18 protein-coding genes, 1 pseudogene and 1 riboswitch are annotated in these 17,974 nt (G+C 41.9%); of the genes and pseudogenes, 15 read left to right on the forward strand and 4 right to left on the reverse strand.

Going from position 1 to position 17,974, the window contains the following annotated elements:
• The first annotated feature begins 33 nt into the window (after positions 1–33).
• The 4 genes from ABEQ24_RS11280 to ABEQ24_RS11295 all read left to right on the forward strand — a co-directional run bounded on the left by ABEQ24_RS11280 (position 34) and on the right by ABEQ24_RS11295 (position 3,145).
• Positions 34–693, forward strand: a complete 660-nt coding sequence (locus ABEQ24_RS11280; RefSeq protein WP_430006882.1) for an amino acid ABC transporter permease — start codon at positions 34–36, stop codon at positions 691–693.
• Positions 686–1,408 (forward strand): amino acid ABC transporter ATP-binding protein, encoded by a 723-nt coding sequence (locus tag ABEQ24_RS11285; RefSeq protein WP_170292815.1) that lies wholly within the window; start codon positions 686–688, stop codon positions 1,406–1,408. Before ABEQ24_RS11280 ends, ABEQ24_RS11285 begins: the two co-directional genes overlap by 8 nt.
• A gap of 214 nt (positions 1,409–1,622) precedes the next feature.
• Positions 1,623–2,606, forward strand: coding sequence for an aromatic acid exporter family protein (locus tag ABEQ24_RS11290; protein WP_430006883.1), 984 nt, complete (start codon positions 1,623–1,625; stop codon positions 2,604–2,606).
• A gap of 20 nt (positions 2,607–2,626) precedes the next feature.
• Positions 2,627–3,145 carry a L,D-transpeptidase gene (locus ABEQ24_RS11295; protein ID WP_430006884.1) on the forward strand — a complete coding sequence of 173 codons (519 nt, stop codon included), beginning with the start codon at positions 2,627–2,629 and terminating at the stop codon, positions 3,143–3,145.
• A gap of 160 nt (positions 3,146–3,305) precedes the next feature.
• Here ABEQ24_RS11295 and prli42 read toward each other — a convergent pair whose 3' ends face one another.
• A complete protein-coding gene (gene prli42 / locus ABEQ24_RS11300; protein WP_430006885.1) occupies positions 3,306–3,398 on the reverse strand; it encodes a stressosome-associated protein Prli42 in 93 nt (30 codons plus the stop codon).
• A 178-nt stretch (positions 3,399–3,576) separates the two neighbouring features.
• Between prli42 and mce the strand changes: the two genes are divergently transcribed.
• The 5 genes from mce to ABEQ24_RS11325 all read left to right on the forward strand — a co-directional run bounded on the left by mce (position 3,577) and on the right by ABEQ24_RS11325 (position 7,573).
• The gene (gene mce, locus ABEQ24_RS11305; RefSeq protein WP_430006886.1) at positions 3,577–3,993 is read left to right on the forward strand and encodes a methylmalonyl-CoA epimerase; all 417 of its coding nucleotides are present in this window, start codon (positions 3,577–3,579) and stop codon (positions 3,991–3,993) included.
• Positions 3,994–3,995: 2 nt separating this feature from the next.
• On the forward strand, positions 3,996–5,543 hold the full coding sequence (locus ABEQ24_RS11310; protein ID WP_430006923.1) for an acyl-CoA carboxylase subunit beta: 1,548 nt from the start codon (positions 3,996–3,998) through the stop codon (positions 5,541–5,543).
• Between the two features lie 23 nt (positions 5,544–5,566).
• Entirely contained in the window at positions 5,567–6,691 is a 1,125-nt protein-coding gene (locus ABEQ24_RS11315) for a M20/M25/M40 family metallo-hydrolase (RefSeq protein WP_430006887.1), read from the forward strand.
• Between the two features lie 68 nt (positions 6,692–6,759).
• Positions 6,760–7,287, forward strand: a complete 528-nt coding sequence (msrA, locus tag ABEQ24_RS11320; protein ID WP_430006888.1) for a peptide-methionine (S)-S-oxide reductase MsrA — start codon at positions 6,760–6,762, stop codon at positions 7,285–7,287.
• A 109-nt stretch (positions 7,288–7,396) separates the two neighbouring features.
• Positions 7,397–7,573, forward strand: coding sequence for a hypothetical protein (locus ABEQ24_RS11325; protein WP_430006889.1), 177 nt, complete (start codon positions 7,397–7,399; stop codon positions 7,571–7,573).
• A 309-nt stretch (positions 7,574–7,882) separates the two neighbouring features.
• Here ABEQ24_RS11325 and ABEQ24_RS11330 read toward each other — a convergent pair whose 3' ends face one another.
• Positions 7,883–9,145 (reverse strand): cation:dicarboxylate symporter family transporter, encoded by a 1,263-nt coding sequence (locus ABEQ24_RS11330; protein ID WP_430006890.1) that lies wholly within the window; start codon positions 9,143–9,145, stop codon positions 7,883–7,885.
• Positions 9,146–9,223: 78 nt separating this feature from the next.
• Positions 9,224–9,368, reverse strand: a riboswitch (cyclic di-AMP (ydaO/yuaA leader).
• A gap of 175 nt (positions 9,369–9,543) precedes the next feature.
• On the opposite strand from ABEQ24_RS11330, the gene ABEQ24_RS11335 reads away from it, so the two are divergent.
• Together ABEQ24_RS11335 and gndA are read left to right on the forward strand one after the other, a co-directional pair.
• A complete protein-coding gene (locus tag ABEQ24_RS11335) occupies positions 9,544–10,785 on the forward strand; it encodes a DNA polymerase IV (protein WP_430006891.1) in 1,242 nt (413 codons plus the stop codon).
• Between the two features lie 117 nt (positions 10,786–10,902).
• Positions 10,903–12,315, forward strand: a complete 1,413-nt coding sequence (gene gndA / locus ABEQ24_RS11340) for an NADP-dependent phosphogluconate dehydrogenase (protein WP_430006892.1) — start codon at positions 10,903–10,905, stop codon at positions 12,313–12,315.
• A 198-nt stretch (positions 12,316–12,513) separates the two neighbouring features.
• On the opposite strand, the pseudogene ABEQ24_RS11345 reads toward gndA, so the two are convergent.
• A pseudogene (locus ABEQ24_RS11345) lies at positions 12,514–12,642 on the reverse strand (hypothetical protein); the annotation flags it as partial.
• A gap of 113 nt (positions 12,643–12,755) precedes the next feature.
• On the opposite strand from ABEQ24_RS11345, the gene ABEQ24_RS11350 reads away from it, so the two are divergent.
• The 4 genes from ABEQ24_RS11350 (at position 12,756) to ABEQ24_RS11365 (ending at position 16,327) form a co-directional block, all read left to right on the forward strand.
• Positions 12,756–13,238 (forward strand): DUF2975 domain-containing protein, encoded by a 483-nt coding sequence (locus ABEQ24_RS11350; protein ID WP_430006893.1) that lies wholly within the window; start codon positions 12,756–12,758, stop codon positions 13,236–13,238.
• Positions 13,239–13,248: 10 nt separating this feature from the next.
• Complete coding sequence (locus ABEQ24_RS11355; RefSeq protein ID WP_430006894.1) at positions 13,249–13,467, forward strand: helix-turn-helix domain-containing protein; 219 nt, start codon at positions 13,249–13,251, stop codon at positions 13,465–13,467.
• 42 nt (positions 13,468–13,509) lie between these two features.
• Complete coding sequence (locus ABEQ24_RS11360; RefSeq protein WP_430006895.1) at positions 13,510–14,301, forward strand: DUF817 domain-containing protein; 792 nt, start codon at positions 13,510–13,512, stop codon at positions 14,299–14,301.
• A 652-nt stretch (positions 14,302–14,953) separates the two neighbouring features.
• On the forward strand, positions 14,954–16,327 hold the full coding sequence (locus ABEQ24_RS11365; protein ID WP_430006896.1) for an MFS transporter: 1,374 nt from the start codon (positions 14,954–14,956) through the stop codon (positions 16,325–16,327).
• Positions 16,328–16,412: 85 nt separating this feature from the next.
• Here ABEQ24_RS11365 and zwf read toward each other — a convergent pair whose 3' ends face one another.
• A complete protein-coding gene (gene zwf, locus ABEQ24_RS11370) occupies positions 16,413–17,903 on the reverse strand; it encodes a glucose-6-phosphate dehydrogenase (RefSeq protein WP_430006897.1) in 1,491 nt (496 codons plus the stop codon).
• Positions 17,904–17,974 lie beyond the last annotated feature (71 nt).

A 17,974-nucleotide genomic window follows, 5' to 3' on the forward strand; every position in this document is an offset into this window, starting at 1 on the left:
TAATTCCTTATACAGAAAGGAGTGTCATGAAAAATGAATCTGGATTTTCCGGCTATAGCGCCCTCCATTCCTTTTATCCTTCAGGGGATACCGGTTACATTGAAAATTGTAGGGCTTTCTGCTTTAATTGGATTTATTCTTGCTGTCATTCTTGCTCTGCTCAAGATCAGCAGAATTAAGCCGCTGATGTGGATTGCAGATGCATATACATCCGTTTTTCGCGGCACGCCGCTTATCTTGCAATTATTAATCATTTATTATGGTGCACCGCAAATACTCGGCTTTGAGATTGATCCGTATCCAGCAGCAGTTGCAACATTTGCCCTGAATTCTGGCGCATACATTTCTGAGGTAATCAGAGCAGGCATCATGGCAATCGATAAAGGCCAGCGCGAAGCTGCAATGGCTCTAGGTGTTCCTTACTCAAAAATGATGAAAGACATCATTTTTCCTCAGGCCATCAAAAATATTCTTCCTGCACTGATGAATGAGTTCATTACGCTCACAAAGGAATCTGCGATTGTAACCATTATCGGCGTACAGGATATCATGAGAAGTTCGTATATTGTCGGTGGCCAAACATACCGTTATTTTGAACCGATCTTAATTGCGGGTTTCATCTATTATGTCATGGTTATCATCTTAACACTCCTTGGCAAACTCGTTGAAAGGAGAATGGCGCGCAGTGATTAAAGTAGAAAATCTTCATAAGTCATTTGGTAAATTAGAAGTGCTTAAAGGAATTACCACATCAATTGCTGAAAAAGAGGTTGTCGCGATTATCGGTCCTTCAGGCTCAGGAAAATCCACCTTTTTGCGCTGTTTGAATCGTTTGGAAGATCCAACAGACGGACATGTCTGGATAAAGGATCATGATATTACAAATCCAAAAACAGATATTAATAAAGTTCGTCAAAATGTGGGGATGGTTTTTCAGCATTTTCATCTTTTTCCTCATAAAACCGTTTTGGAAAACTTAACATACGCACCATTAACGGTTAAGGGAACTTCCAAAAAGGAAGCAGAAGCACAGGGTCACGAGCTTTTAAAGAAAGTCGGTCTAGCTGAAAAAGCTCATGAATACCCAAGCAGGCTGTCAGGCGGACAAAAGCAGCGGGTTGCAATTGCAAGGGCGCTTGCAATGAATCCTGAAGTTATGCTGTTTGATGAACCTACCTCTGCTCTTGATCCGGAGATGGTAAAGGAAGTATTGGAAGTTATGAAAAATCTTGCGTTTTCCGGGATGACAATGGCGATTGTAACCCATGAAATGGGATTTGCAAGAGAAGTAGCAGACAGAGTCCTCTTTCTCGATGAGGGTATTTTAGTGGAAGATGCGCCGCCAAAAGAGTTTTTCACCAATCCTAAAACGAAACGTGCTCAAATTTTCCTTGAAAAAATGCTATAATCCTAAAGTGAAAGATGATCATGATGATCATCTTTTTCTTTTTGGAGTTTTAATAAGGGTTGGCCGTACTCATTTATACATACTAATTTGAAAAGAAACACCACTAAATGAGCTGTTCATATTAAACCACAGCAGCGCACATAAGACTTATTTAAAAATCATTCTTCTTTTTGGTTACACTAACAAACAGAATGATGAAGCAAGGGGAAAGAAAATGTTTAAAATCGGATACCGCACGCTTAAAACTGCATTTGGAGCAGCGATTGCCATCAGTCTGGCACAGCTGTTTCAGCTCGATAATTTCGCATCAGCAGGAATACTGACGATTCTCTGCATTCAAGTAACAAAGAAGAAATCATTGCAGACTTCCTGGGCAAGATTTTTTGCCTGTTTAATTGCCATTCTCTTTTCATTTATCTTCTTTGAAGGAATTGGCTATTATCCATTTGTTATCGGACTTCTTTTATTGTTCTTTATTCCTGTGACAGTGATTGTCCGTGCAAAAGAAGGAATTGTGACAAGTTCCGTTATCATTTTGCACTTATACACATCCTCTCATATTACGTTCAGTCTAGTTTTGAATGAAATTGCGCTTATCTCAACCGGGATAGGAGTTGCCCTGATTATGAACCTTTATATGCCGAGTGTTGATAAAAAACTGAAAGAATATCAGCTGAAAATTGAAGATAATCTCTCGAAAATTTTTCTTGAGATTGAGGAATATTTACTATCAAACGACAGTTCATGGGATGGAAAAGAAATAACTGAGACCGCTCTCTTAATAAACGAAGCCAAAACTCTGGCATTCAGAGACGTCGAAAACCATTTTATGAGGCATGAAAATCTCTATTACCATTATTTCAAAATGAGAGAAAAACAATTTGAAATTATTGAACGTGTCCTTCCGATTATCACTTCCGTTAATGTAACGGTCGATCAGGCTGAAATCATCGCTGAATTTATTCAGGAAGTCAGAGAAGCGATACACCCCGGCAATACGGCACACAAGTTTTTAGTCAAACTTCATCATATGAGAAAAAATTTTGAAGAAATGCCGCTTCCAGAAACACGGGAAGAATTTGAAGCAAGAGCCGCTCTTCTGCACTTTGTAAGGGAAATGGAGCAGTATCTTGTCATAAAAAGCCAGTTTAAAGGCATATCTGCAGAGCATGAATTTCATCCTTCCAGTGCAACATAAAGAAAAAAGGGTGATTCATCATGAAAGTATTGCTTCTTTCCATCTTGTTTCTCTCTCCGCTTTGGCCGCTCGGAGAAAATCCATCTGTAGGTGATCCATATGTCATTATCAATAAGCAGTCGAACGAACTTGCATATATAGATAATGGCCAGGTTATAAAAATCTTTGATGTTGCGACAGGCAAGAATGAAGAGCTCACACCAGAAGGTGAATTTACAATCACTGTGAAAGCTCAAGATCCGTATTATCGAAAAAAGAATATTCAGGGCGGTGATCCTGAAAACCCGCTTGGGACCAGGTGGATTGGATTTGATGCAGAAAATTCTGATGGCAGAACATATGGCATTCATGGAACGAACAATGAAGATTCAATTGGCTCCTTTGTGACCCAGGGATGTGTGCGCATGTATAATGAGGAAGTAGAAATCCTCTTTGAACATATTCCAATCGGCACAAAAGTATTTATTACAAAAAACAATAAGCCGTTTGAAGAATTAGCAGCTGAAAAAGGCGCAATGAAAAAAGGTGGTTCCCAATGAGGGAATCACCTTTTTGTTATAAGCTGCCGGTTATCAGTTGTAAAGCTTTGCCTCTTAACCCCTCGGTCAGAACAAATCCGTCAGCAAAGGCAAAAAGCGCCTTTCCTGCCGGATTCTTATCTGCCATGCCTAGGCTAAACAGTCGGCGCCGCATTTCATATTAAAACCACATGCTCATCCCAGCAAGCAATGTTGTGGCAATCATCACGGCAAGCATCAAATAAATGATCACTTTTTGAAATCTTTTAGACATAATCTTCACTCCTATGCAGGATTCTTTCTATATTTTAACGTGAATAAATGGGCTGGACAAGGGAGGAGTTATGAACAAAATTGCACATTTTAGTCGAAACAGCAGGAATATTGACAGTAAATAAAGAAGTAAGTCATGTTCATAAGAGTTAAGCGTTTTCAACAAGAGGAGGGAAGAGATGATTAAAAAGGTAGATCACATAGGGGTAGCGGTGCGTTCCATTTCTGAGGTGCTTCCGTTTTATGAGGAGACTCTTGGATTACAGCTTCAGGGCATTGAGCACGTGGAAGAGCAAAAGGTGAAAGTCGCTTTTCTGAAAATAGGCGAGACAAAAATTGAATTGCTTGAGCCCACATCAGAGGACAGTGCTGTAGCCCGATTTATTGAAAAACGGGGAGAAGGCATACATCATTTGGCTTTAGGTGTGGATGATATAAAGAAACGGATTGAAGATTTACGGAATAATGGAGTGAAAATGATAGATGAAACTCCAAGGAACGGTGCAGGCGGCGCTTCAATCGCTTTTTTGCATCCTAAAGCTGCAAATGGTGTATTAGTGGAACTATGTGAAAAGAAAGAGGGTACTGTTCGATGAGCATAGATATTTTCGATAAAATAAATGAATTATATGATCGAAGACGTGAAGTGGAAATGGGCGGCGGTGATGAACGCATTGAAAAACAGCATGAAAAAGGAAAGCTGACAGCAAGAGAACGAATTGATTTATTAGTAGATGAAGGCACGTTTGTCGAGATGAATCCTTTTACAGAGCACCGCTGCAATGACTTTGGCCTTAGCGGGAAAAAAGGACCTGGAGACGGAGTTGTCACAGGCTACGGCAAAGTCCACGGACGGCCAATCTACTTATTCTCACAGGATTTTACCGTTTTTGGAGGCGCACTTGGAGAAATGCATGCCAAGAAAATTGCTGCAGTCATGGACCTTGCTGCGAAAACCGGAACGCCTTTCATTGGCCTGAACGACTCCGGAGGTGCTAGAATTCAAGAAGGTGTGGTATCATTAGATGGATATGGGCAGATATTTTACCGCAATACCATCTACTCAGGCGTGATTCCACAAATTTCGGTTATCCTTGGTCCTTGTGCAGGCGGTGCTGTATATTCTCCTGCCATTACAGACTTTGTCTTTATGGTCGAGAAAACGAGTCAAATGTTTATAACAGGTCCTAAAGTGATTGAAACGGTAACAGGCGAAAAAATCAGTTCCGAAGATTTAGGCGGAGCTAAAGTACATAATACAATCAGCGGAAATGCCCATTTTTCTGGTGAAACAGAAGAAGAGGTGCTTTCTCAAGTTCGAAAATTAATCACTTATTTGCCGCAAAATAATCAGGAAAAGGCGGTTGTTTTGCCATTCGAAGAGGAATCTGATTATCGTCCTAATCTGACAGACTGCATTCCATTTGATGCGCTCAGACCCTATGATGTCCGAGTGGTGATTCAAGAAGTCGCTGATACAGATTCTTTTTATGAGGTGCAAAAGGACTTTGCGAAAAATATTGTCGTCGGTTTTGCAAGAATAAAAGGAGAAGTCGTAGGACTTGTCTGCAATCAGCCAAAGTATATGGCAGGCGGGCTCGATATTGATTCTTCAGATAAAGCTTCCAGGTTCATCCGTTTTTGTGATTCTTTCCAGATTCCGATTATTACATTTGAAGATGTAACGGGATTTTTCCCTGGAATCAAGCAGGAGCACGGGGGAATCATCAGACACGGAGCAAAAATTTTATATGCCTATTCAGAAGCAACCGTTCCTAAATTGACGGTTATTTTGCGGAAAGCCTATGGCGGAGCATATGTTGCATTAAACAGCAAATCCATCGGAGCGGATCTTGTGTTTGCTTGGCCGAATGCCGAGATTGCTGTAATGGGTCCTCAGGGTGCTGCGAATATTATTTTCGCTAAAGAAATTGAAAACAGTGATAATCCTGAGGAAACAAGAGCGAATAAGATCGAAGAATACAGAGAGAAATTCGCAAATCCGTATGTTGCTGCAAGTCAGGGCATGGTCGATGATGTCATTGATCCGCGGGATACAAGAATCAAATTGATTCAGGCGCTTGAAATGCTGCGGACAAAGCAGGAGCAAAGACCTGTCAAAAAGCATGGAAATATTCCGCTTTAATACAATTTATGGAGGAAATACATATGGTTAATCAAGAACGCTTAGTTAATGAATTTCTGGAGCTTGTTCAAATTGATTCAGAGACGAAATTCGAAACAGAAATGGCAAAAGTTTTAAAAGAGAAGTTTTCAGCACTCGGAGTTCATGTAGTGGAAGATGATACAACTGGAGTCACTGGGCATGGAGCAGGAAATCTAATTTGTACTCTTGAAGCTGTAAAGGACGGAGTGGATCCAATTTACTTTACGTCACATATGGATACAGTTGTTCCTGGAAAAGGCATTAAGCCATCCATTAAAGATGATTACATTGTGACAGATGGAACAACGATTTTAGGTGCTGATGATAAAACTGGTTTATCCGCGATGCTTGAAGCCGTCCGCGTTTTAAAGGAAAATAACATCGCACATGGAAAAATCGAATTTATTATTACTGCCGGTGAAGAATCTGGCCTTGTAGGCGCAAAGGCTTTAGATGGTTCTCAAATCACGGCAAAATTCGGTTATGCATTAGACAGTGATGGAAAAGTCGGCACAATCATTGTAGCCGCTCCAACACAGGCTAAAGTAAAAGCAGCCATCTTTGGCAAAACGGCTCATGCCGGTGTCGCTCCTGAAAAAGGCGTATCTGCGATTACCATTGCATCCAAAGCGATCGCAAAAATGCCTTTAGGCAGAATTGATCAAGAAACAACAGCTAATATTGGCCGTTTTGAAGGAGGCACGCAAACAAACATCGTTTGCGACCATGTGAATATCTTAGCTGAAGCAAGATCCTTGGTTCCTGAGAAAATGGAAGCCCAAGTGGCGAAAATGAAAGAGGCTTTTGAGAGCGTTGCTGCTGAAATGGGCGGACGGGCTGAAGTCGATATTGAAGTGATGTATCCAGGATTTAAATTTGGCGAGGGTGATCATGTTGTTGAAGTCGCGAAAAAAGCGGCTGCAGCAATCGGACGCACAAGCGAGCTTCAAACAAGCGGCGGTGGCAGTGATGCCAATGTGATTGCGGGATTTGACATCCCAACTGTGAATTTGGCAGTAGGATACGAAGATATCCATACAACAAATGAAAAGATGCCGATAGAAGAGCTTGTCAAAACAGCTGAACTCGTTATTGCTATCATTAAAGAAGTTGCTAAAGGCGAATAACCCAAAAAGAATGGCAGGCGCAGCGATTGCTCCTGCTGTTTCTTATTTAGAAAGATGAGGTGTCATGCATGAATAAGCGGGAAAAAGCAACGTTTGCCGGTGGATGTTTCTGGTGTATGGTCAAGCCGTTTGACGAGCAGCCTGGAATCATTGAGGTTGTTTCCGGCTATACAGGCGGAAACATGGAAGATCCTGTTTATGAACAAATTAAAACAGGTGAGACGGGACATAGGGAAGCTGTAGAAATTACTTTTGAACCTGAACTGTTTTCATATGAAAGACTGCTTGAGCTGTATTGGCCGCAAATTGATCCGACAGATGACGGCGGACAGTTCTTTGATAGAGGAAGCCAGTACCGCACAGCCATTTTTTATCATACAGAAGAACAAAAGCAAAAAGCAGAGCAGTCAAAAGCTGCGGTTGAAGAAAGCGGCCGCTTTAAAAAGCCGGTTGTAACTGAAATCCTGCCTGCAGCTCCTTTTTACCATGCAGAGGAATATCATCAAAAGTTTTATGCTAAAAATCCCGAGAAGTATAAGCAAGAAAGAGAAGAGTCTGGAAGAGAAGAATTTATTCAGAAAAATTGGAAGAAGTAAGCGCAAAGCCCTTTGCCGTTTATACAGGTGAAGGGTTTTTTCAATGTGCTGATAATAGTTTGTCAAAGAGCGCAGCGGGGTACTTTCCATATTAAGGAGAGGTGACAATATGAATACATTCAATGAAAGCGCTATTGCTTCCTATGTGAAAACGAGAGCGGAAGAGAATTGCAAGCTTCTTCAAAATAACCTGAATGAACTTGAGAAAGGGAAAATTCTTGGGAGAATGGAAGCCTACAATGAGTTTCTTGAAAGGTTTGGATTTGATAAGGTGGAGTGCAAGTGAATAGATTCAGATGAAAACACACCATTCATTGTTGAATGGTGTGTTTTGCTATGATGGGGAATCGTACCCTTTAAAAATGAATGTTGGTTTTAGGGGGTAAGAAAGCGAGTGAATCGTGCCCTCGAAAACTGAATATCGATTACAGAGGGTAAGAAAGCGGTGAAATCGTACCCTCGAAAACTGATATGTTGGTTTTAGGGGGTAAGAAAGCGAGTGAATCGTACCCTCGAAAACTGAATATCGATTTCAGAGGGAAATAAACCACTTAAATAAAAAACCCCCAGAAAAATCTCCGGGGGCAGCCAAATTTTATGCACTTGCTTTCATCACTTCGTCCGCTTTAATACGGTTGTATTTTCCTTCTGATTTTGACATGACAATCGCAGCCAATGTATTTCCAACTAAGTTAACTACTGTACGCGCCATGTCCATGATGCGGTCAACACCTGCAATAAAGGCAAGTCCTTCTGCAGGAATTCCGATGGTCCCAAGGGTAGCAAGCAGGACTACGAATGATGTGCCTGGAACTGCAGCCATGCCTTTTGAAGTGACCATCAAGACTAAGATCAGCGTCAATTGCTGTACAATTGTCAATTCAATGCCGTAAACCTGAGCAAGGAACAAGGCAGCGATTGCCTGATAGAGCACAGATCCATCGAGGTTGAAGGTGTAGCCAATCGGAACGACAAATGAAACGATTCCTTTAGGGCATCCCATCTTTTCAAGCTTTTCCATTATGCGGGGCAGGACAGTTTCAGAGCTGGATGTACTGAATGCCAGAAGTAATTCGTCCTTAATGTAGCGGAGGAGTGAAAAGATATTCACACCCGCCCATTTGGCAACTGCACCTAAAACAACGATCAAAAAGAATATCAGGGCAGCGTATACTAGCAAAACTAATTTTCCGAGAGACAATAAGGAATCAATCCCGAACTTGGACACGGTTACGCCAATTAGGGCAAACACACCAATCGGAGCCGCTTTCATCACGAGATTTACAACGTGGAACATCGCGTGCGAGACGCCGTCAAAAAACTGAAGGACAGGTTTTCCCCGCTCCCCTATGGCTGCAACCCCAAGCCCAAACAGGACAGAGAAGAAGATAATGGCAAGCATGTCTCCTTCAACGACAGATTTAAAAAAGTTTGTCGGAACGATATGAAGGAACGTTTCCGCTACCGATTTTTCACTTTGCTCCTCAGACGTATCGACATACTGCTGAATATCAGTCTTTTGAGCAGACTCAAGGTCAACACCTTGACCAGGCTGGAAGACATTTGCAAGCAGTACTCCAAGAACAATCGCAACAGTAGTAATGATTTCAAAATAAAGGATGGTTTTTCCGCCAAGCCTACCGACGTGTTTTCCATTGCCGGCACCGGCAACCCCGACAATTAAGCTGGAAATGACAATGGGAATGACGATCATTTTAATTAACCGGAGAAATAAATCACCAAGCGGCTGCAGAAACGCTGCAACGCGCGGATCGTTAAACCAAACAACACCTACCAAAATTCCTGCTATCAAACCGATGAAAATTTGGGAAGCCAGTCCCAATTTAAATTTCTTCATGTATGTACCCCCTCTAAGTTGTCTGAAAATACAAAAAAAGACCATTCTTAAGAAAGAAAGGTCTTTATTTACTAAAGTTCTTTCTCTCAATAAAGCATACGGGGTTAACTGTCGGATTCGGGATTGAGAGTTCCCTGCCTTTGTTTAAAGGATTCACCCCAAGGTAAATGGATTACCAATTGCATGATTCCCCCGCTCTGGATAGATTAAGCTTGTTATTTATTTATGCAGTATAAAAAAACACACAAGATATAATTTACTCTGACAAGCATCAATTTGTCAATCTTTTAATGATGGATGGGGTGCTGATCAGTGTGAGAACAATCTCCGTTGGCGGTGTTTCCTGCTATTATGGTAAACTTAACAGTAACAACAGTCTGGAAAGAAGTTGAACCGTAATGAAAGAGCAAAGCGGGCCAAGAGTCATTCTTCATGTGGACATGAACAGCTTTTATGCATCGGTTGAAATGGCATTTGATCCCGAACTCAGAGGAAAGCCGCTTGCCATTGCAGGGAACGTTGAAGAAAGAAAGGGAATTGTGGTTACTTGCAGTTACGAGGCCAGGGCTAAGGGAGTAAAAACAACCATGCCGCTTTGGCAGGCGAAACGCCATTGTCCTGAACTGATTGTGCGCAAACCAAATTTTGACCGCTACAGAAAAGCATCTAAAGCCATGTTCGATCTATTGCGGGAGTTTACCCATCTTGTAGAGCCCGTTTCAATTGATGAAGGTTATATGGATTTAACGGAGTTTTTAAAGGAGGGAAATCCTCTTCAAATCGCAAAGACTATTCAGGACAGGCTGATGGAAGAGCTTTTGCTGCCTGCAAGCATCGGCGTCGCACCTAATAAATTTCTCGCCAAAATGGCATCCAATATGAAAAAACCGCTTGGCATTACAGTACTCAGAAAGCGTGAACTGGATAAAACGCTTTGGCCGCTTCCTGTAAGCGAGATGCATGGGGTTGGCGAAAAAACCGCCGATAAATTAAGAACAATTGGTATTCAAACTATAAAGGACCTTGCTGATGCTGATGCGATCGGGTTAAAGCAGCTTCTTGGAATTAATGGCGAAAGGCTGAAAAAAAGAGCGAACGGAATCGATGACAGAGAGGTAAACCCTGACTCTGTCTACGATTTTAAAAGCATTGGAAATTCAACTACATTATCTAAAGATACAACAGAGCCGAGAATTATCTATGAAACACTGAACCGTCTGGCCCAATCGGTAAGCAGCAGAATGAAACGAAAGGATGTTCTCGGCACGAAAATCTTCACGACAATTCGCTATTCTGACAGAAGCACATTTACCCGGAGTAAAAAGCTGAACAGCTCCATTATAGAGAAAGAAGATATTTTTACACATGCTAAAGCTCTTTTTGATAAACATTGGACAGGTGAACCGATCCGTCTTCTTGGGATCACATGCCAGGATCTCGTTTTGAAAGAGGAAGCATATAAGCAGCTGGATCTTTTTTCTTTTCAGGAGGATGCCAAAAAAGAACCGCTTTACAAAACCATTGAAGATATTAATAGAAAATATGGCGGCAGCATGGTGAAACGCGGGATGAAAGTAGACAAATCAGAAGATGATAAAACAAGCGGCACAAGTTTTAATAAAGATTTTTTAAGGGAATGAGCAAGGTGCTTTACTTGATAAAAGCAAGGCTCCTGTGTTATTTTACATGAAGAATCCATGTGCATGTATACATGAGCTCTGACTTTAAAAAAATTGATTGAGAAGGGAAGTAAAATTATGTCAAAACAGCAAATTGGCGTCATCGGTTTGGCCGTCATGGGCAAAAACCTCGCTCTTAATATAGAAAGCCGCGGATATTCCGTATCGGTTTATAATCGTTCTTCTGAAAAAACAGAGGAAATGCTGAAAGAAAACAGCGGTAAAAATCTTGTTGGTACATACAGCGTTGAAGAATTTGTTCAATCACTTGAAACTCCCCGCAAAATTTTGTTAATGGTCAAAGCGGGCTTTGCAACAGATGCTACTATCGAACAATTGCTTCCTCATTTAAACAAAGGGGATATTTTAATTGACGGCGGAAACACGCTTTATACAGACACTCAGCGCCGCAACAAGGAGCTTGCCGAGAGCGGCATACATTTCATCGGCACTGGTGTATCCGGTGGCGAAGAAGGGGCTCTCAAAGGACCATCTATTATGCCTGGCGGACAGAAAGAAGCATTCGATCTAGTAAAACCTATTTTCGAAGCGATTTCTGCAAAAGTTGATGGAGATCCGTGTACTACATATATCGGCCCTGATGGTGCCGGCCATTACGTGAAAATGGTTCATAACGGCATTGAATACGGTGACATGCAGCTGATTTCAGAAGCTTATTTCATTTTAAAAAATGTTCTTGGTTTATCTGCAGAGGAGTTGCATGAAGTATTTGCAGACTGGAATCAAGGCGAGCTTGACAGCTATTTAATTGAAATCACAGCCGACATCTTCACGAAAACAGATGAAGAGACAGGCAAGCCTCTAGTAGATGTTATCTTGGATACTGCAGGCCAAAAGGGTACTGGAAAATGGACAAGCAAAAGCGCTCTTGATTTAGGTGTTCCTCTGCCGATTATTACTGAGTCTGTATTTGCACGCTTCATTTCTGCCATGAAGGATGAGCGGGTGAAAGCAAGCAAAATCTTATCAGGACCTGCAGCTGTTTCTTATGAAGGCGACAAAGCAGAATTGATTGAAGTTGTGCGCAAAGCACTTTATATGAGTAAAATCTGTTCTTATGCACAAGGTTTCGCTCAAATGAGAGCTGCTTCAGATGAATACAAGTGGGATCTTCAGTACGGCGATATCGCCATGATTTTTAGAGGCGGCTGCATCATTCGCGCTGCATTCCTGCAAAAAATCAAAGACGCATATGACCGTGATGCAGACCTTGCAAACCTGCTGCTTGATCCATACTTTAAAGAAATTGCAGAAAGCTACCAGGGAGCACTCCGCAAGGTCTTAACAGTTGCGATTGAGCAAGGAGTACCTGTGCCTAGCTTCTCAGCTGCGCTATCATACTATGACAGCTACCGTACAGAAACGCTTCCTGCCAACCTCATTCAGGCACAGCGCGATTACTTTGGAGCTCATACTTATCAGCGTACAGATAAAGAAGGTATTTTCCATACAGAATGGATGTCTAAGTAATGAAAGAAACACGGAGCGGAATGCTCCGTGTTTTTTTTATGTTTCTAAAAAGAGGAACAACCTTAATTTGTATTCTCAACGTGCGCACAATAAGTTAAACCAGTAAAGGCAAAAAAACACATGAAACTCTTTAACGAGGGCGATCATGTGTTTTTTAACGTAAATCTTTTTTAACGATAAACAAAGTCTGCGTGCATTCGCGGACCAACTTTGTGTATTGTAATAGTTTTCTAGTCCGGCAGGCTGCTGAAATGTGTCTGGATAAAAGGCGACTTTTGTTTCGGCGGTAAAGTTGAAATGCTGCCAGCGTCTGGCGACAAGAGACTGAATGGATTTTGTGTGTTTCACAACAAAAACATTATAAAAATAAATAAATATTTATTGTAAATCAATAAATAATATGTTAAATTCAAATTGAAAATATTTCGTGGGGTGATTTGATGGATCGGGGAACAACACTTTTTTTAAAGATAGCTGTCATTCTAATTGGAATTCCAGTTCTTGCTTTGTGCATTTTTTTGGTGCCGGAGATAGCGGCTTTTGCAGCGGAATTGTATCCAGATCTTGCTTATTTGCAATATCTCGTTCTAATTGATTTGTATGCTTCGGCGATACCTTTTTATTTTGCTCTGTATCAGGCTTTTAAACTTTTAAGCTATATCGACAGGAATGAAGCATTCTCGGAATTATCTGTAGCAGCTTTAAAGAAAATAAAATTCTGTGCTTTCAGTATTAGTATCCTGTATGGACTGGGAATGCCCCTGTTCTATCTCATGGCGGAGATGGACGACGCCCCGGGCATCCTATTAATCGGATTGGTCATCATCTTTGCTTCATTTGTAGTTGCGGTGTTTGCAGCTGTTCTCCAAAAGCTATTAAAAGAGGCAATTGATATAAAATCAGAAAATGATTTAACGGTCTGAGGTGAATAACATGGCGATTATAATCAATATTGACGTGATGCTGGCTAAAAGGAAAATGAGCGTAACCGAACTTTCGGAGAGGGTTGGTATAACAATGGCTAATCTTTCCATTTTGAAAAATGGGAAGGCAAAGGCCATTAGGCTTTCAACATTAGAGGCGATTTGCAAGGCTTTAGAGTGTCAGCCGGGAGATCTTTTAGAATACCGAAGTGATGATGACACCAACTAAACAGGACGCACATTTTATTCAGAAAAAATGGAGGCAAAAGTCATGAGAGCAATCAAACAACTCGTTCGTTTTGGATGGGAGCAGGCCCTGTCATGTTTGTTTCCTGTCGTTATTTTTGCCTCTTTGGCGATTACACAAATCCTGCCGCTTCCTCTCCTGCCGCGGTATGACTGGCTGCTCCTCATCTGCCTTCTGATGCAGTGGGGGATGGTGCGTTCCGGGCTTGAAACACGTGATGAACTAAAGGTTATCACCTTATTTCACCTTATCGGGCTTGCTCTTGAAATTTTTAAGGTGCATATGGGCTCCTGGTCGTATCCAGAGGAAGGATATTTTAAAATCCTTGGGGTACCTTTATACAGCGGATTCATGTATGCAAGTGTAGCGAGTTATCTTTGCCAGGCGTGGAGGAGGCTTAAAGTTGAGCTTGTTAAATGGCCGCCGTTCTTGGCAGTTGTATCTCTTGCCGCTGCCATATATTTAAATTTTTTTACGCACCACTATTGGATTGACGTCCGCTTTTGGCTATTTGGACTTGTAATAATCGTCTTTTGGCAATCAAGGGTTACATACGAGGTAGGTGGAACACGTTACCGTATGCCGCTAGTCCTCTCTTATGTACTCATCGGCTTTTTTATATGGATAGCCGAAAATATCGCAACGTTTTTTGGAGCCTGGGAATATCCAAACCAAACCGATGCATGGAGTCTCGTTCATATTGGAAAGGTCAGTTCATGGCTTCTATTAGTGATTGTCAGCTTTCTTATAGTAGCGACGTTAAAGCAGGTTAAGGGGAAAAGTTCCACTGGGATAGACGCTGGTCAAAGTTTATAACTGCAAATCAATGATTAAAGGTTCTGGACCTGAGTCCGACCTTTTTCTATTGCCTGTTTCATTAAAGTTTCAGGCTCTTTTCGTAAGGATTGTTGCTTTTAGGCTAGAAGTTATAACCATAAGTGAATGCAGCAAAAGCAACTTGACTTCTTCTGGAGAATAGAGGGAATTGGTTGATTCCATTTTACAGCTGCCGTTCTGGAATTTTGTTCTCATAGCGTGCGGTTGATTCCACTTTTCCGTGCAAAAACCTAAATCGTGGAATCATAACATGCATTTGATTCTACTTCGCTCCACAATAACCAAATTTATTGAGGGAAACCAAAAACTACAATTTATGCGAAAACAGCCAATTTTTAAAACCAGCCGAAATGAAAACAGTATTCTAACGGAGTGGTCAAACCCGCTTACATTATTATTTATACCTAGGCTTATCCTGTTTTGGAAGCCAATTAAACAGTTAGGGGCTTAACCAGAACAAGGTTAGCCTTTTTTTATGCAAATAAATATTCTCAGTTAGATTTCAGTCAAAACGGAGTCCGTCAGGCTATGATTGTCCGGTATTTTTGTGATGCAAATTAGTTGACGTATTCGGCCGGCGGAGTATATATTTCTTTAGGTAAACGAAATAATTAGCTGAAGGCGGGATCGCATGTCAACTATATCTGCAGAGAGAAGTTTATCAGTCCCCGGCTTAAAGCATGAAAACAAAATTGTCTTGCTTTGGAGCTTAACCGTTTGGCTCGTGGTGATGAACACGACAATGTTTAATGTTGCATTGCCGAGTGTACTTCATGATTTGTCTCTCTCATCAGGCACAGCCTCATGGATTGTGTCAGGGTACTCAATTGCTTTTGCCATATCAACGCTGACATACAGCCGCCTGTCAGATTTTCTTCCTATATCAAGGCTGCTTGCCATCGGGCTTGCGATGCTTGGAACAGCCTCTATCATCGGTTTTTTTTCACATAGCTTTTATTTGCTTTTATTCGCAAGAGTTCTGCAGGCAGCAGGGGCGGGAGCTGTTCCGGGTCTTGCGATGGTTCTTGCCGGAAAATACATTCCGATTTCAAGAAGGGGAAAGGCGATGTCGCTGATTTCTTCTGCAGCATCGCTTGGTTTCGGCCTTGGTCCGGTCATCGGAGGAGCGATTACCACCTATCTCGGGTGGAATTACCTTTTTGTCATTACTGGATTTGTTGTCTTTCTTCTTCCGATGTTCAAAAAGCTATTGCCGGAAGAGGACGTGCAAAAAGTGCATTTCGATTCAGTCGGCGGGCTGCTTACAGGACTCGGGGTCACGGGACTTCTGCTCTTTTTATCCACTTTATCCTTGCCGCTTCTGGCAGGAACACTGCTGATGCTGTTCATTCTCTGGAAGCATATCCATAAAGTCAGCATTCCGTTTGTTCAGCCTTCGCTGTTCAGGAATAAGCAGTATGTGAAACTCGCGGCAGCTGCTTTTTCAGGCTTTATCATTCATTTTTCAGCACTCTTTATGATGCCGATTATTCTGACAGAACTGTTTGAAAAGGATCCTGCAGCCATCGGACTCATTATTTTTCCCGGTGCCATCTTGTCTGCTGTTGCAGCCCAATTCATCGGCAGGCTGATTGACAAGTTTGGAAATGTACCGCTGATTTCGTTTGGCCATGGGATGCTGCTGATTTCATTGCTTATTTTGGGTTTGTTTGCCGGAAACTCCCCATACGCCATCCTGGTTGCCTATATGTTTATGAGCACTGGTTTTTCAAGCTTAACTTCAAGTATAGCCAATGAGGCATCCCGCATCCTGCCGGAGGATGAAATTGGATCTGGCATGGGACTGACCCAGCTGATTCAATTCTTTGGAGGGGCTTTTGGCGTTGCTCTCTCAGGTATATTGATTGAATGGCAGCAAGGCATTCCGGTTTCCTCGATCTATGCAAACATCTTTTGGGGATTGAGCTGCCTGATTGGAATCTCTTTCCTTATTTTCTGGTCGTACGTCAAAATCGAATCAAAGAAAAAATCACTTCGCAGATGAAGTGATTTTTTTTGCATGATAATAATTGTCTGTCAGGAGCCATATACAAAGAAAAACGCCTGAATTCTCAGGCGCTTTCGGAAAATTAATCGACTATATCGGTTATTGGCCACCAGTGGAAGCCGTCTTTTTCAAGAAGTTCGTCAGCTGCTTTTGGACCCATTGCGCCGCTTGCATAGTTAGGGAATTCCGCTTTATTCGATTCCCATGCTTTAGAAATGGTATCAACATAGCTCCAAGAGAGTGAGACTTCATCCCAGTGAGTAAAGTTAGTAGCATCTCCGCGCAAGCCGTCGTAGATGAGCTTTTCATACGCTTCCGGAGTGTTGAACTGGTCTACACAGTTGCTGCAGTAGTCAAGCTTAATAGGTTTAACATAAGAGCCGCCGCCTGATTCTTTAGCATTCAGGTGGAGTGTGATGCCCTCATCAGGCTGAATGTGAATGACAAGCAGGTTAGGATGCTTGCTGTCTACATCGTTTGAATAAAGATTCATTGGCAGATCTTTAAACTGAACAACAATCTTCGTTGACTTAGCGGTCATTCGCTTGCCTGTACGGATGTAGAAAGGAACTCCGGCCCATCTGAAGTTGTCGATCATCAGCTTGCCGGCAACAAAGGTTTCAGTGTTGGATTCAGGGTCAACATTGCTTTCTTCGCGGTAGCCCGGAACTGAGATCTCTTCAGATTCGCCTTTTCCGTATTGTCCCCGCACGAAATAATCAGGCACATCCTGTTCAGTAAGAGGGCGCAGTGCGCGCATTACTTTTACTTTTTCAGAACGAATCTCGTCTGTTTCAAGTTTAATCGGAGGCTCCATTGCAAGAAGGGCTACCATCTGCATAAGATGGTTTTGAACCATATCCCGCAGAGCACCTGAGTTTTCATAATAGCGTCCCCGGTCTTCGACACCCAGCACTTCGCTTGAAGTGACCTGAATGTTTGAGATGTAGCGGTTATTCCATACAGACTCAAACAGGGCGTTAGAGAAGCGGATAACTTCAATGTTCTGCACCATCTGTTTTCCAAGATAGTGGTCAATCCGGTAGATTTGATCTTCTGAAAAAGCTTCGCGGATTTCATCGTTAAGCTCCTTTGCAGAAGGCAAATCATGGCCGAAAGGCTTTTCTATTACTAGTCGGCTCCAGCCTTCTGTAGCTGTTAAACCTTCGCTTTTTAAGTTGCGTGCAATTGTTCCGAAAAATTCCGGCGCCATTGCCATATAGAACATTCTGTTTCCAGGAATTCCGTATTGGCTGTCAAGGTCAGAAAGCATCCCTTTCAGCTCAAGGTATGAAGATGGGTTTGTCACATCAAACGGATGATAATGAAAGTGTGATGTGAATTCTTCAATTTCTGATGATTTCTTGATCGATGATTGAATCGATTCACTGATATTCGAGCGGAATTCATCATTTGTCCACGGTCTTCTTCCGACACCGACGACAGCAAAATCAGGATCTATTTTTTTGCTGCGGTACAGGCGGTAGATGGATGGGAAAAGCTTTCGTTTTGCAAGATCCCCTGTTGCTCCAAATATTACAATTACTGCTTTTGGTTTTTGTTCCGTATTCATGTATTGAACCTCACTTTATATCAGCCGGATTTATTAAAAAAGTATGTAACCTGTTCAAGTACTTAATTTTA

This window comes from Metabacillus idriensis (assembly GCF_050483325.1).
Classification (GTDB): Bacteria; Bacillota; Bacilli; order Bacillales; family Bacillaceae; genus Bacillus_P; species Bacillus_P idriensis_A.

What these genes read in the sequence shown, in the direction of transcription:
- ABEQ24_RS11315 (WP_430006887.1), top strand. Translation starts at nt 5,567, where the DNA reads ATGGTTAATCAAGAACGCTTAGTTAATGAATTTCTGGAGCTTGTTCAA.
- ABEQ24_RS11295 (WP_430006884.1), top strand. Translation starts at nt 2,627, where the DNA reads ATGAAAGTATTGCTTCTTTCCATCTTGTTTCTCTCTCCGCTTTGGCCG.
- ABEQ24_RS11360 (WP_430006895.1), top strand. Translation starts at nt 13,510, where the DNA reads ATGAGAGCAATCAAACAACTCGTTCGTTTTGGATGGGAGCAGGCCCTG.
- ABEQ24_RS11365 (WP_430006896.1), top strand. Translation starts at nt 14,954, where the DNA reads ATGTCAACTATATCTGCAGAGAGAAGTTTATCAGTCCCCGGCTTAAAG.
- ABEQ24_RS11325 (WP_430006889.1), top strand. Translation starts at nt 7,397, where the DNA reads ATGAATACATTCAATGAAAGCGCTATTGCTTCCTATGTGAAAACGAGA.
- zwf (WP_430006897.1), bottom strand. Translation starts at nt 17,903, where the DNA reads ATGAATACGGAACAAAAACCAAAAGCAGTAATTGTAATATTTGGAGCA.
- ABEQ24_RS11330 (WP_430006890.1), bottom strand. Translation starts at nt 9,145, where the DNA reads ATGAAGAAATTTAAATTGGGACTGGCTTCCCAAATTTTCATCGGTTTG.
- ABEQ24_RS11355 (WP_430006894.1), top strand. Translation starts at nt 13,249, where the DNA reads ATGGCGATTATAATCAATATTGACGTGATGCTGGCTAAAAGGAAAATG.
- ABEQ24_RS11350 (WP_430006893.1), top strand. Translation starts at nt 12,756, where the DNA reads ATGGATCGGGGAACAACACTTTTTTTAAAGATAGCTGTCATTCTAATT.
- gndA (WP_430006892.1), top strand. Translation starts at nt 10,903, where the DNA reads ATGTCAAAACAGCAAATTGGCGTCATCGGTTTGGCCGTCATGGGCAAA.
- ABEQ24_RS11290 (WP_430006883.1), top strand. Translation starts at nt 1,623, where the DNA reads ATGTTTAAAATCGGATACCGCACGCTTAAAACTGCATTTGGAGCAGCG.
- mce (WP_430006886.1), top strand. Translation starts at nt 3,577, where the DNA reads ATGATTAAAAAGGTAGATCACATAGGGGTAGCGGTGCGTTCCATTTCT.
- prli42 (WP_430006885.1), bottom strand. Translation starts at nt 3,398, where the DNA reads ATGTCTAAAAGATTTCAAAAAGTGATCATTTATTTGATGCTTGCCGTG.
- ABEQ24_RS11280 (WP_430006882.1), top strand. Translation starts at nt 34, where the DNA reads ATGAATCTGGATTTTCCGGCTATAGCGCCCTCCATTCCTTTTATCCTT.
- ABEQ24_RS11335 (WP_430006891.1), top strand. Translation starts at nt 9,544, where the DNA reads ATGAAAGAGCAAAGCGGGCCAAGAGTCATTCTTCATGTGGACATGAAC.
- msrA (WP_430006888.1), top strand. Translation starts at nt 6,760, where the DNA reads ATGAATAAGCGGGAAAAAGCAACGTTTGCCGGTGGATGTTTCTGGTGT.